This is a genomic window from Micromonospora sp. HNM0581 (assembly GCF_012726175.1).
Classification (GTDB): domain Bacteria; phylum Actinomycetota; class Actinomycetes; order Mycobacteriales; family Micromonosporaceae; genus Micromonospora.
On the sequence record NZ_JAASAD010000022.1, the window covers coordinates 45,332 to 57,841 of the forward strand.

The 12,510-nt window shown below is 70.8% G+C and carries 12 protein-coding genes, 1 tRNA gene and 2 pseudogenes; 8 read left to right on the top strand and 7 right to left on the bottom strand.

Annotated elements, in window-relative coordinates; translation table 11 throughout:
* Window positions 1-134: 134 nt before the first annotated feature.
* Entirely contained in the window at window positions 135-308 is a 174-nt protein-coding gene (locus HCA58_RS20915) for a hypothetical protein (RefSeq protein WP_169599535.1), read from the top strand.
* A gap of 35 nt (window positions 309-343) precedes the next feature.
* Entirely contained in the window at window positions 344-571 is a 228-nt protein-coding gene (locus tag HCA58_RS24100) for a hypothetical protein (RefSeq protein ID WP_346776068.1), read from the top strand.
* A gap of 14 nt (window positions 572-585) precedes the next feature.
* Here HCA58_RS24100 and HCA58_RS24105 read toward each other — a convergent pair.
* Both HCA58_RS24105 and HCA58_RS20925 read right to left on the bottom strand, forming a co-directional pair.
* A pseudogene (locus HCA58_RS24105) lies at window positions 586-831 on the bottom strand (FmdB family zinc ribbon protein); the annotation flags it as partial.
* Window positions 788-1,444 (bottom strand): 5-formyltetrahydrofolate cyclo-ligase, encoded by a 657-nt coding sequence (locus HCA58_RS20925; RefSeq protein WP_169599537.1) that lies wholly within the window; start codon window positions 1,442-1,444, stop codon window positions 788-790. The pseudogene HCA58_RS24105 and the gene HCA58_RS20925, both read right to left, overlap by 44 nt.
* A gap of 91 nt (window positions 1,445-1,535) precedes the next feature.
* On the opposite strand from HCA58_RS20925, the pseudogene HCA58_RS20930 reads away from it, so the two are divergent.
* The 6 genes and pseudogenes from HCA58_RS20930 to HCA58_RS20955 all read left to right on the top strand — a co-directional run bounded on the left by HCA58_RS20930 (window position 1,536) and on the right by HCA58_RS20955 (window position 8,121).
* Window positions 1,536-3,755, top strand: a pseudogene (locus HCA58_RS20930) (diguanylate cyclase).
* 9 nt (window positions 3,756-3,764) lie between these two features.
* Window positions 3,765-4,718, top strand: a complete 954-nt coding sequence (locus HCA58_RS20935; protein ID WP_169599538.1) for a UTP--glucose-1-phosphate uridylyltransferase — start codon at window positions 3,765-3,767, stop codon at window positions 4,716-4,718.
* Window positions 4,715-6,028: a gephyrin-like molybdotransferase Glp gene (glp, locus tag HCA58_RS20940; RefSeq protein ID WP_169599539.1), complete on the top strand. Its 1,314-nt coding sequence runs from the start codon at window positions 4,715-4,717 to the stop codon at window positions 6,026-6,028. The genes HCA58_RS20935 and glp overlap by 4 nt, the downstream gene beginning before the upstream one ends.
* Before the next feature lie 61 nt (window positions 6,029-6,089).
* Entirely contained in the window at window positions 6,090-6,698 is a 609-nt protein-coding gene (locus tag HCA58_RS20945; protein WP_346776067.1) for a GNAT family protein, read from the top strand.
* Window positions 6,699-6,882: 184 nt separating this feature from the next.
* Complete coding sequence (locus tag HCA58_RS20950; protein WP_169599541.1) at window positions 6,883-7,827, top strand: hypothetical protein; 945 nt, start codon at window positions 6,883-6,885, stop codon at window positions 7,825-7,827.
* 220 nt (window positions 7,828-8,047) lie between these two features.
* Window positions 8,048-8,121, top strand: a tRNA-Ala gene (locus tag HCA58_RS20955).
* A gap of 120 nt (window positions 8,122-8,241) precedes the next feature.
* On the opposite strand, the gene HCA58_RS20960 is transcribed toward HCA58_RS20955, so the two are convergent.
* The 5 genes from HCA58_RS20960 to HCA58_RS23710 all read right to left on the bottom strand — a co-directional run bounded on the left by HCA58_RS20960 (window position 8,242) and on the right by HCA58_RS23710 (window position 12,057).
* Window positions 8,242-8,529, bottom strand: a complete 288-nt coding sequence (locus HCA58_RS20960; protein ID WP_169599542.1) for a hypothetical protein — start codon at window positions 8,527-8,529, stop codon at window positions 8,242-8,244.
* On the bottom strand, window positions 8,529-9,782 hold the full coding sequence (locus tag HCA58_RS20965) for an MFS transporter (protein ID WP_169599543.1): 1,254 nt from the start codon (window positions 9,780-9,782) through the stop codon (window positions 8,529-8,531). Before HCA58_RS20965 ends, HCA58_RS20960 begins: the two co-directional genes overlap by 1 nt.
* Window positions 9,779-10,912 (bottom strand): GNAT family N-acetyltransferase, encoded by a 1,134-nt coding sequence (locus HCA58_RS20970; RefSeq protein WP_169599544.1) that lies wholly within the window; start codon window positions 10,910-10,912, stop codon window positions 9,779-9,781. The genes HCA58_RS20965 and HCA58_RS20970 overlap by 4 nt, the downstream gene beginning before the upstream one ends.
* 72 nt (window positions 10,913-10,984) lie before the next feature.
* A complete protein-coding gene (locus tag HCA58_RS20975; RefSeq protein ID WP_169599545.1) occupies window positions 10,985-11,575 on the bottom strand; it encodes a hypothetical protein in 591 nt (196 codons plus the stop codon).
* An 8-nt stretch (window positions 11,576-11,583) separates the two neighbouring features.
* Window positions 11,584-12,057, bottom strand: a complete 474-nt coding sequence (locus HCA58_RS23710; RefSeq protein ID WP_240956536.1) for a hypothetical protein — start codon at window positions 12,055-12,057, stop codon at window positions 11,584-11,586.
* Window positions 12,058-12,510: the final 453 nt, after the last annotated feature.

The following is a 12,510-nucleotide window of genomic DNA, read 5'->3' on the forward strand; positions in this document are numbered from 1 at the left end:
CATTGCCGCACCGTGAGACCGCGCCTGGACCCGCGTCGGCCCGGACGGTGGTAGCGGTACTGACTGCGTACGGGCCTGGAACGCTCCGCGACATTCGGTCGTCGCCAGCCACCGCTGCGTTAGCCTTGCCGCTCGTGAGCACCAGCGAACGTGATGCGCGGGGCGACGACGATCGCTCGGTCGAGTTGACCGACGACTTCGTGGTGCTGCCGGAGCAGACCGCGGACGACACGGATCATGGGTGGGGCGAGCGGGCCGGCGGCAACGACGACTGGCTGATCGCCGAACGCCCGCCGCACTGGGACTGAGTGTAGCCACCCACTTGCCCGCCGCCGACGCACCTGTGGCCGGTCAGGATGGGCTGGCTGCCGTCGCCTTGCTCGCGCCGCCGGAAGTTCCGCCCGACGACTTGCCGGACGATCCGTTCGCGGACCCCGACGATCCTGACCCCGACGAGCCGGAATCACTCGACGGGGACGTCGAGGAGGTCGAGCTGGTCGACGACTCCGACTTGCCGCTGGAACCGTTCGGCGTGGTGTCCGAGCCGGAGGACCGGGAGTCGGTGCGGTAGAAGCCTGAGCCCTTGAAGACGATGCCGACCGAGTTGAACAGCTTGCGTAGTCGTCCCTCGCACGCCGGGCAGTCGGTCAGCGGCTCGTCAGAGAAGGACTGGACCGCCTCGAGCTGGTGACCGCACGCGGTGCAGGCGTACTGGTACGTGGGCACGTTCTCCTCCGGATCTGGCACAGCCGATTGGCACTCGACGTATTCGAGTGCCAATGGTGCGTCATCGGCCCCCGGTTCGTCCAGCGGAAGTGTGGGGCACGACACCCGGGAGGGGCAGCAGACCGTCGTCCGGAGTGATCACCGCCCGTACCGGCTGGTCGTGCGGCTCGGCCGGCAGCACGGCCAGCAGCTCACCGTCGTACAACGGCACCACCGTGAGTACCGTGGCCGGCACCCGGATCAGGGCGCGATCGTACGACCCGCCGCCGCGACCCAGGCGAATCCCCCGTCGATCGACCGCCAGTGCGGGAACCACCACCAGTTCGGCGGTGCCGACGGCGGTCACCCCCAGCCGGGGCCCGGCCGGCTCGCGGATGCCGCGCCCGGCGGCGACCATCGCACGCGGCCCCTCCCAGACGGCCCAGTCCAGGTCGAGGTCGTCACGGAGCACCGGTAGCAGCAGGTCCGCCCCGGCCGGTAACGCATCGGCGAGCACCGCCGGTAGGTCGGGTCCGCCTGGCTCCTCGCCGACCGGGGCGTACGCGGTCATCCGTGCCGGCCGCAGCCGACGGACCAGAGAAGTCAGCTCGGCCTGGACGCGTGCCGCTGCGGCAGCGCGTTCCGCTCCGGTGCGGGCGCGGCGCCCCGCGAGCAGCCCGATCCTGGTGGCCCGCTTCATGTCATGCGCAACTTCCGCGCCTTCCGCAAATTCCGGCACGCAACACTCCTCACGCAACGCTGGTCTCGTCGTTGCTCTGTGTCAGCATCGCAGGCGACGGTCGCGCAACTTCCGGGGGGAAGGGGAAGCGTTGACGCTACGCGGGCGGTTGACCGCAGCCTTCCTGGCGGTGGCGTTCGGCCCGGTGCTGCTCGGTGCCGTCTTCGTCGCCTCCACCGTAGCGGCGGTCGACCGCAGCCGTGCCACCGAGCGACTGGCGGTGGCCACCACGTCCGTACGTACCTCGATCGACGCCCTCTGCCAGCAGCTACGGGCAGCCGCCGATGCGGTCGCCGTCACCATCGACCACGCTGGAACTGCCGCGCAGGTGGTCAGCCGGGGGCTGGCCACCGCAGTGCTCGTCACCGACGTGACCGGCCGCGTCAGCTATGCCACCCCCGAGCAGCCCCCGGCGCCTTGGCGGGACTGCGCTGCGCAGGCCGTACCCGGCGGACCGGTACACGCTCTCGTGGTGCGGGTACAGCTGCATGACGCCGACGGATCGGCACTGGGTACGGTCACCGCCGCCCAGCCGGTCGACCCGGCGTTCGTCACTCGTCTCGCCGCGGTGACCGGGGTGGCGGTGACCCTGCTCGACGGGGACGCGCCCGTGCGGGTGGCCCACACCACCGAGTCCGGCAACGGTCGGGATGCGGTGCTCGCCGCTGCGGCCTCGCTGCACGACGGGCATGTCACCGGCACCATTGACGGTCGCTATGTGCGCCGTACCGGCCCCGCTGCCGGGCAGCCGCTACCCCTGGTGCTCTCGGTACCCAGCGACCAGCCACCCGGTCTGCACGCGGCGCTGGTCGCCGTGGTGCTGATGGCTGCCGCACTCGGGGTGGCCGCCGCCTGGCGACTGGCCCGGGTCACCACCCGGCCCCTCGCGGAACTGGCCGGTGCCGCGGACCGGGTGGCAACCGGCGATCTCACCGCCCGGGTACCGGTACGCAGCAGAGACGAGGTCGGTCGGCTGGCCGTCGCCTTCAACCGGATGACCCGCGAGACAGGCGGTTACCTGGCGGCGCTGGCCAGCAGCCGGGACCAGCTGCGCGGGCACCTCGCCGTGCTCGGCGACACCCTGGCCAGCACCCACGATCTACCCCGGATCCTGCGGGTGATCCTGCACAGCGCGCTCGCCGCGACCGGAGCCCGGGGGGGAACCGTGCTGCTCATCGAGCAGGGTGAGCAACTCGTCGCCCGGTGCAGCGCAGGGCTCGACGAGTACGGGCCCGGTTCCGCGCCGCTGCGGGTGCCGGTGGGCAGCGGGGTGGTCGGCGCGGTCGCGGCGACCGGTCAGCCCCGCCGGGGGCGGGCGGAGCCAACGAGTACCGCCCCGGACGAGCCGCGTTGTCGGACGTACATCGCGGTGCCGTTCGCCGCGCCCGACGCGACCGGCGGGGAGGCGTCGGCGGTCGACCCCCCGGGCCGGCAGCCGGAGGTGGTGTTGGGTGTGCTGGCCCTCTACGACCGCCTGGGTGGGGAGGAGTTCGACGACGACGACCTGGCCACGCTGCGCACCTTCGCCCGGCACGCGGCGGTCGCCGTGGACAACGTACGCGTACACGAGGAGGCACAACGGCTGTCACTGACCGATCCGCTGACCGGGCTGTGGAACTACCGCTACCTACGCGAGTCGCTGCGCCGCGAGGTGGAGAGGGCCAGCAGGTTCGGCCGCATGGTCAGCGTCCTCGCCCTGGACCTGGACCGCTTCAAGCGCGTCAACGACACCTACGGGCACGCCGCCGGGGACACCGTGCTGGCAGAGTTCGCCCGGCGGGTACGCGGCGAGATCCGCGAGGTGGACCTGGCCTTCCGCCGGGGCGGCGAAGAATTCGTGGTGCTGTTGCCGGAGACCGACGCCCGTGGCGCGACGATCGTCGCCGACCGGCTCGGTGCGGCCGTCCGCGACAGCCCGGTGACGGTGGTGGGGCACACCGGTGTCCGCGAAATGATTGCGATGACCGTCTCGATCGGCATCGCCGTGTTCCCCGACCACGCCGACACCGGCCCGCAGGTACTGGCGGCGGCGGACGAGGCGCTCTATGCGGCGAAGACCGCGAGCCGGGACACCTGGCGGCTGGCGCCGGCCCGGCAGCCGTCGCCGATCCGTGAGGTACCGGTGCCGGTGGAGGCTCGTAGTCCCGCCGACGGACTTCCCCGGGCCGGGCCCGAGATCCCGATCGCCACCGGCGACCCGACGGCCGGGACCTGACCTCCCGACCGTGCCGGCACCGGCACCGGCAGAACCGATCCGGTGGGCGGCGCGTCTTCCGGTCCTCACCCGCCGCGGCAGGGCCATGGCCGATAGTCTCGCGACATGTCGGAGCACTCAGCGAACCCCTCAGCGGCCACCGCCACCGGCCGTCCCCGTGCCGTCAAGGCCGTCATCCCGGCCGCCGGCCTGGCCACCCGGTTCCTGCCGGCCACCAAGGCCATCCCCAAGGAACTGTTGCCGGTCGTCGACCGGCCGGTGTTGCAGTACATCGTCGAGGAAGCCGCCCAGGCGGGCATCGGCGACGTCCTGCTGATCACCGGACGTGGCAAGACATCGATGGTCGACCATTTTGACCGTCGCCCTGATCTGGAGGATCGGCTGGCAGAGAAGCCCGACCTGCTCGCCGCCGTCAAGCGGACAGAGGAGCTGGCGTCCATCTACACCTGTCGCCAACCGGAACAGCTCGGTCTCGGGCACGCCGTCGGGTACGCCGAGTCGCACGTCGGAGACGAGCCGTTCGCGGTACTGCTCGGCGACGAGTTCGTCAACCGCAGCGAGCCGCTGCTACCCGCCATGCTGGACCTTCAAGCGCGTACAGGTGGAGTGGTGCTCGCGTTCTTCGAGGTCGACCCGGCGGAGACCAAACGGTACGGGATCGCCTCCGTCGAGCCGGCCGAGCCCGACCTCGCCGACGTCGGCGAGGTCGTGAAGGTGACCGGCATGGTGGAGAAGCCGAAGCCGGAGGACGCCCCGAGCAATCTCGCCGTACTCGGCCGGTACGTGTTGCCCGGCAAGATCTTCGACGCGATCCGCCGGACGCGACCGGGCAGCGGCGGAGAGATCCAGCTGACCGACGCGATGGAGATCCTGCGGACCGAGGGCACCCCGGTGCACGCCATCGTCTACCGTGGCATCCGCTACGACACCGGAATGCCGCTGGGCTACCTGCAGACCGTGGTCCAGATCGCCGTGGACCGCGAGGACATCGGTGGCGAGTTCCGCAAGTGGCTGGTCGAGTTCGTCAACTCCGACGCGTCGGGCGGTCCCAGTACATGACCGCGACGGCCGACGCCGAGGCGGCCGAAAACGGGTTGACGCCGCTCGCCGACTACCTGGGCAGTGTGCTGCGCAGGTTACGCGCGCTGCCTCCGCTCGACCTCGACCTCACCCAGGCGTACGGCAACGTCCTCGCCGAGGACGTCGTCGCCCCGCACTCGTTCCCGGCCTTCGACCAGGCGGCCGTCGACGGGTACGCCGCGCGCTGGGAGGACATCGTGGCCGGGGGCCGGGGCGTGGGTTACGTCCCGGCCCAGTCCAGTCGGCCAGGCGGTCGCACCGTACGGCTCAATGTCGTCGGTGATCTCGGTGCGGCGAGTTGGCGGCCGGTCCGGCTCACCCCCGGTTCGTGTTTCTCGGTGGCGGCCGGCGCACCGCTGCCGATCGGCGCCGAGGTTGTCGTGCCGGTGGAGTGGACCGACCAGGGCATGGCGGCGGTGGAAATCTTCCGGGTCCCGAAACGGGGGTACGGGGTCCGTCGAACGGGCGAGGAGGTGGCCGCCGGTGCGCTACTCGCCCGCTGCGGCACCTACGTCTCGCCGGCACTGGTGGCGGTGCTGGCCGCCACCGGCATCGGTCACGTGGTGGTGCGTCCGAGCCCCCGGGTGGTGATCGTGGCCACCGGCGACGAACTCGTCGACGTGGGTCGGGGCAGCCAGCCCGGTCAGGTCGTGGACGCCAACTCGCACGCCCTGACCGCCGCGGCGGCGGAGGCGGGAGCGCTGGCCTACCGGGTGGGCATCTGCGACGACGATCCGGAGGGGCTGCGCGGGCTGTTGGAGGACCAGACCCTGCGAGCTGATCTGATCATCACGACCGGGGGTACCGGCACCGGGCCGGGCGACATGGTTCGCCGTATCCTGTCGCGTCGGGAGGGCAACCGGTCCGGTCCGGTCACCTTCACCGACGTGGCGCTCTACCCGGGTACCGCCCTCGGCTTCGGCACGGTCGGGGCCGAGGAGGTGCCTGTGGTGTGTCTACCGGGCGACCCGGGGGCCGCGATGATCGGCTTCGAGGTGCTGGCCCGGCCTGCGATCAATCTGCTGGCCGGCGCTGAACCGGTGTTTCGTCCCAGCGTGCGGGCGCACCTGCTGGAGACCGTATCTTCGCCGGCCGGGCTGCGTGAGTTCCGGCCCGCGCACGTCGCTGAGCGGCGCGGCGGGGGTTACACTGTCCAGCCGCTCAACGGCGGCCCGTTCACGCTCTCCGGCCTGGCAGAGGCGAACGGACTTCTCGTTCTCGGCGAACGGGTGACCGCAGCCGCCGCCGGCTCCACCGTCGACGTGTTGCTGCTCGACCGTCGCCGGTGACCCAACGGTGACGCTCGGGAGTGGAGGTTCGGTGTTCCGACGGGCTCCTGGCTGGCCAGTGGTGCTCACCGACGGACCGGTGCTGCTGCGGCCGTACCGGCGGTCGGACGCGGTGGCCTGGTCACAGGTGCGTCGGGCCAACCGGGAGTGGCTGGCCCCCTGGGAATCGTCGGTACCCGGCGACTGGGACGAGGTGAACTCCCCGGCGACGTTCCGCTGGGTATACCGAGACCAGCGGCGCTCGGCGCGTACCGGCGAAGGGATGCCCTTCGCGGTGTGTCTGCACTCCGACGGGGTGGAACAGCTGGTCGGTCACATCAACGTGGGCAACATCGTCCGGCGGGCCTTCTGCTCCGGGTACGTCGGCTACTGGGTGGATCGGCAGGTTGCCGGCCGAGGGGTCATCCCCACCGCGCTGGCGCTGGCCGTCGACCACGCCTTCGGCCCAGGCGGGTTGCACCGGATCGAGGTCAACATCCGCCCCGAAAACCAGCCCTCCCGTCGGGTGGTGGAGAAGCTGGGCTTCCGCGAGGAGGCGTACCATGCGCGCTACATGCATATCGACGGTGCCTGGCGCGACCACATCGGCTATGCCCTGACCAGCGAGGAGATTGCCGCCGAAGGCGGCCTGCTGGCCCGCTGGCACCGGCTGCGCGCCCGAACCCCGTGAGCCGTCCCACGTGCGGGATCGGCGCGGCGTAGCAGTTCCGGCGAGGGCGCCCCGTAACCTCAGGTAACTGCAAGCTGCGGCAGGCGCTGCCCGCCCCGCATGATTCACCTCGCCGGCGCCGGTCGGTGGAAGATCCTGCGGCCGGTCGATGCCTGCTCCGAACCTGGTGACGGGAGGGGTGAGGGTGCCGACCTCGGTGCTCCTCGCCGTCCTCGCCGCCGCCGGTCTGCTCGCCCTCGCTCCGGCGCTGGTTCGCCGGTACGACGCCGCCGAGCGGCTGGTGGCGGAGCGGGCGCAGTCGACGGCGCGGGTGCTCCAGCGCCGCCGACGCCGTCGCACTGTCCCCGGCCGGCAGCCCGTCAACCCCGCCCGCACCCTGGTGATCACGCTCAACGGTGTGTCCGGTTCGGGGGAACCGACCGCCCCGGTCTCCGGCCCTCCCGCCCCGCGCCGCTCGATGTCCACACCGCCCGGCTCAGGCGGATCCTCGGACCGGGCGACGCGTTCACGTGCCAGCGGTGACACCGATGACGGCACACCCGGCGGCCCTGCGGGTGAAGCCCCCCCGACCGAGGTGGCGTCCGGGCGCGCAGCGCCCCGACGTTCCGGCAGGCCCAGCCGCCTACGCGCCGCGTCGGCAGGTGCGAGCCGCCCACGTCGTCGCCCCGACCGGCGTCGTCACCACACCCCTGCCATCTACCGCCGTCGCCGGGTTCTGGCCGCACTGGTGCTGCTCAACGCCGTCGAACTGGTCGGGGTGCTGGTCGTGGGGCCCGGATTCTGGGTCAGCTTCGGCGTCACCGCCACCCTGCTGCTGGTGTACGTCGGCCACCTACGTGCCCGAGCGGTGGCGGACCGCCGACGACGCCTCGCGTTGGCCCGCGAGGCCGCGTGGCTGGCCGCCCGCCAGGCCGAGGTACGCCGGGAGCAGGCCCGTCGGGCGGTGGCCCGCCGGGAGGCGCAGCGCCGCCTGGCTGCCCAGCGGGAGTCCGTCCGACGCAGTGCGATGGGTTTGGACCGCCCGTCGGACCTGCCGCAGGCCGCCAACGGCGGGTCGGTCTCCTACCGCCGTGCCGGCGGCCTACGCGGTCGCCCCTACGAGACCGGCCCCGGCTCCCACACCGCCTGACCACGGCCCATGCCCGGCCCTCGTTGCTCCCGCCCGGCGACATCCTCCGGAAGAACGGGTGGCCCTGAGCCGATCAGCGGCAGCACTCCCAGGAAGACTGCACCGATCTTGAATGAGCCGGTGGGCAGGGTGGTTCGCGGCGGGAGTGCTCGACCTGTTAGCCTTGTCGCCGGCCCGCCCGGTGACAGCCGGGTGGGACCAGCGCCGGTCGACCGGCGGAGGGGCTGTGGCGCAGACCGGTAGCGCACCTCGTTCGCATCGAGGGGGTCAGGGGTTCAAATCCCCTCAGCTCCACATCAATAAGGCCCCGACCAGCAAGAACGCTGGTCGGGGCCTTAACTGTTGTCTATGCGATTTTGAATCACCCCCCGGAAACCCCCACAGGGAGTCGTACGACTTCCAGCGGCTTCAGGATCAAGGAGCGGGCTGAGGGCGGCCCTGCGGCTGGAAGTCGATGCGCACGACCTCAAGGTCGCAGACGGCGGCGAACAGTTCCTTGAAGCGGGCCGCGCGCTGCTTCGAGCGAGTGCTCACCCGGACGAACGGCAGCGTTTGACCCCGCCAGTCGCGGACGACGGTCGGCTGGCCCGCCACGAAGACGCAGTCGATGCGGAAGTCCTCGCTGACCAGCCGCTCACGCACCCGTTGCTCCATCCGGGCGCGCTCCTCGGCGTCGTAGCCGAAGAACTCAATGGTGGGCATCAGGCTCCCTCCCCGATCCGTTCAACGTGTTGGCGCTGCGCCCAGGCGGCGGAGCGTAGTGTTCCGACGCCGCCGGCAAGGAAGAGCGCGGCGAGCACAAACCAGCCGCCGACGCCCCAGTCGACCAGCAGCACCGTTAGCAGACCGGGCGCCAGTATCAGCGCCCCGGACTGTGCCATGCCGAGCATGCCTTGATATTCGCCGTGGGCGTCGTCGGGGGCCAGCGCGACCGAAAGGCCGAAGCCGCTGCTGACGAAGCCGAGCTCGCCAGCGACGTGGACGGCCGCTGCGACCGCAAGTACGGCGACGACCACGGTGCCCGACCGGAGATAGGAGGCCGCGAAGACGAGGCACGACGCCGCGAGCGCCAAGCCCGACCAGAGCCCCATCCGGGCCGCCGTCGCAACCCGGTCGGCGTGCCGGACCGCACGCCGTTGCAGGGCGACGACGGCGACGGCGTTGCCGCCGATGAGCACGCCGATGATCCAGCGGGGCGCGTCGGTGTGCGCGCTGATCCACAGCGGCAGCCCCACGTCCAGCAGGGCCCAGCTGAGGGCCAGCATGCCGTTGAAGCCGCAGATGGCGAGGAAGGGCCGGTCGCGTACCGCCAGAGCCTTGCGCCGGACTTTTCGGTCCCGAAGCGACGCCACGTGCGGGACGTGGGTCAGCAGCAGGGTGAAGCAGAAGCAGGCGGCGCCGTAGCCGAAAACGAGGGACACGTACGCGGGGCGGTTGTCGAGGGACAGGACCAGCGCACCGAGCAGCGCGCCGACCACCATCCCGCTCTGTGTCAGCGAGCGAGCCGTGGCGAGGCTGTTCAGCCGCTGCTCGCCGCTGGTTAGGCCGGCGATGAGGGCGATCCGAATGGCCGGTGCCGTGCGTTCCGCGCCGACGACCAGGCAGGTGATCGCGGCGAGGACCCAGAACTGCCGCGTGAAAGCGAACGAGCAGACGGCGAGCCCTTGCACCGCACCGATCACCGTCAGCGTCTCGCGTACACCGAGCCGGTCGGCGAGATATCCGGCCGGTCCGCCGAGGGCAAGGCCCACGACGCCCGCGACCGTGATGCCGATCGCGAACTCGGTCGTGGAGAGGCCCGCGAACCGCGTCAGGAACATTGCCCAGCAGGTGAACCACGCCCCACGGCCAAGGGAGAGGACCGTCGCCGCCAGGTAGAGGGAGGCGAGCGGACGCCGAATGTCACCGTTCGCATGCCCAGGGCGATCCGGACGGGTGAGCGTCGTTCTGGTCATGCCCTGCGCGCCGCCGATTCGTCGTCGCGAGGGGCTGCCAGCAGGACCGACAGCGTGTCGGCGTCGGCCCCGTCGAATACTTTGATGAAGCCGTTCTGCCCGATGATCCGGGCGCCGCGGAAGGCCTTGGCACGCTCGGCGGTGGTCGCGTATTCGATGACGCCGATGCCGTTCTCGATGGCGAATCGAATCTGCTCGTACATGACGCCGAAAAAGAGGGGTAGGCGTTGCTGGAAGTCGTAGTCGAAGCCGACCATTCTCGCGTACATCTGTCCCTTCCAGATGATGATCACGCCGAAGCCGCGGACGACACCGTCGTGCTCGGCCAGCACGACCCGGCTGCCCATCTGGGCTAGCTGGAGCAGCCGGGCGCGGATGCCGTCGACGTCGACGGTGCCCTGATGCCGCTCCACCGTGGCGGCGCCCATCGGCACGAGGCGTTCGGCCAGCTCCTCGTCCAAGCCGGCCACACGGTAGCGCACGCCCGCGTCGCTTAGCCGGGCAAGCTCGCTGCGCACCGAACTCCGGCGGTTCTTGGGCAGGTGGGCCAGGTAGCCGGCGAAGGAATTCCAGGACACGGTGATCGCGGAATGCGCCCCGACAGGAAAGGGAAGAAAACCCTCGCCCAGGAGCAGCTCCCGGAGCTCCTCGTTGTGGTCCTCGACGTAGGGGAAGTTCATCGACCGGGCGCCCGCACCTACGGCACAACTCTGCAGCGCGGCGAGCAGCTCGGCGCGCACCGATCGGCGCCGGTCTGGATCGAGGCCGGGGCGCAGCAGCATCGTCGAGTTGACAAGCGTCCAGCCCCCGCAGGAGAGGCTGGGCAGGACCTTGTCCAGGAACTCTCGTCGTCCATTGCCCAAGGCAGCCGCGAGGAGGTGGTCGACTCGGGTGTTGCGGTTGAGGCTGTCGCGATCGGAGGCAGCCGACCGCCTCGTTACGTAGCCCACCGCAGCCCCCTCGGGATAGGTGCCGGGCTGGGTGATGTAGCAGGGTTCATCCGGAAGGGTGAGTTCCGCCGCCGCCAGCCAGGCCCTGCAGAGATGAAACTCCGTGCCCGTGGCCAGGGTGTCCCACGCAAGGGGCAGCCGCGAAACCGCCCGGTGGATCACCATGTTGTCGCCTTGCATGAAGGTCCCTTCGGTTGACGGCGGGGAAGGTCACCGGCAGCCGGGGCGCAGCGCCGCCGGTGACCCAGGTGCTCAGGACATGAACAGAATCAGAGACATGCGCTTACCGGACTTGACCTCGCTCACCGCGTGCTGCAGCTCCGGCTTCGCCACCAGGATCTCCGCCCGGTTCACCCGAATCCGGCGCTCATCGTCCGGGGTGACCCGGGCGATGAAATCGCCACCTGTGTAATCGTCGCTCAGCCCGATCACGATACTGATCCGGTAGTTTGGATTCGACTCGTGGTCGTTGTGGAAGCCGACTTCCCCGCCCGGATAGAGAAAGTTGGTTTGGGCCCGTCGCAGCCGGGCCTCCTCCAGGCCGAAGCAGTCGGCCCAGAATTCCATGGCTTTCTTGGACGCGGCGATGTCGAGGATCTTCCGGGCGGTCTCCGGCGCCTCGACCTCGGGCAGTTGCTGGCCCATCTCGGCCCGGACGATGTCGACCGGATCGACCAGAATCCGCCCGACCCCCACCCGATTCTCCTCGCCCAGCCCTTTCGGGTGTGGGAGGGTCAGGCAGAGCTCGATCAGCTCATCGATCTCTTCGGTGCTGTACGGGTACTCGCCCACGCGCAGCAACACGACGCCGTCGCTCTGCAGTGCTTTCTTCGGTGACGTCATCGGAGCTCCTAGGGTTCAATCGGTCCGACGATGCCGCGGACGACCCGCGACATCTGGAGTGCCGTTTCTGGTAGTTGCGGGGGGAGGAGCAAGGAGAAATGGTCGGCGGGCAGGTCGCTGACCGTCAGCCGGGGGATGGCCATCCCGAACCAGCCGCGCTCTTCGTCGTAGCCACCGTCGACCGCTGCGGGATAGCCCTGAGCCGCGCGGAGCAGGTGGACGGGGAAACGTGCTCCTCGGCTCGGCCGGTATTCTCGGAACGCCTCAGTTGTCGCGGCGACCATCCGGGACAGCGCGCGCAGGTCCGTGGGGGGCAGCCCATCGGGGAGATGGCCCGCCGACCTGAGCACCGCGAGCGGATCGTGCTCCGGGTCGCTCACCTCGCCGGGCCGGGGAACCCAGCTGTCGAGCAGTACCACCCCCGCCGGGGGGCCGGCCGAGCCGCTCCAGCACCACGCCGAGTTCGTAAGCCAGGATCCCACCGAAGGACCAGCCCGCGAGGACCACCGGCCCATCGTCCGGCAGTCGCTGCACCCAGGTTGAAAGCTTCCGCACGAAGCCGGGCACCGTGCGCGGCGGCACCGCGCCGAGGCCCGGTGCGTGGAAGCCGAGCACGGATAGGGCGGGATCGAGTTCCCGGCTCAGCCCAATATAGGCGAGTGCCGACCCCGACGCCGGGGGCAGGAGCACCAGCCGGGGCCCGCCCAGCACCTCCCGCAGCGGCACGACCGGGTCGTCGACGCCGGCGGGCAGGCGGTCGCGTATCAGGCCGGCGAGCAGCTCGACGGTGGGATGGCGGGCCAGGCCGCCGATGCCGGGTCTGTCAAGTTAACGGCTGATCTTGGTTGTTGAGGTGGTCAGTCGTTGGCCGGGGTGAGTCGGCCCTCGAAGGCGACCTGGAAGGCGTTCAGGGGTGCCTTCCAGCGCATGGTCCA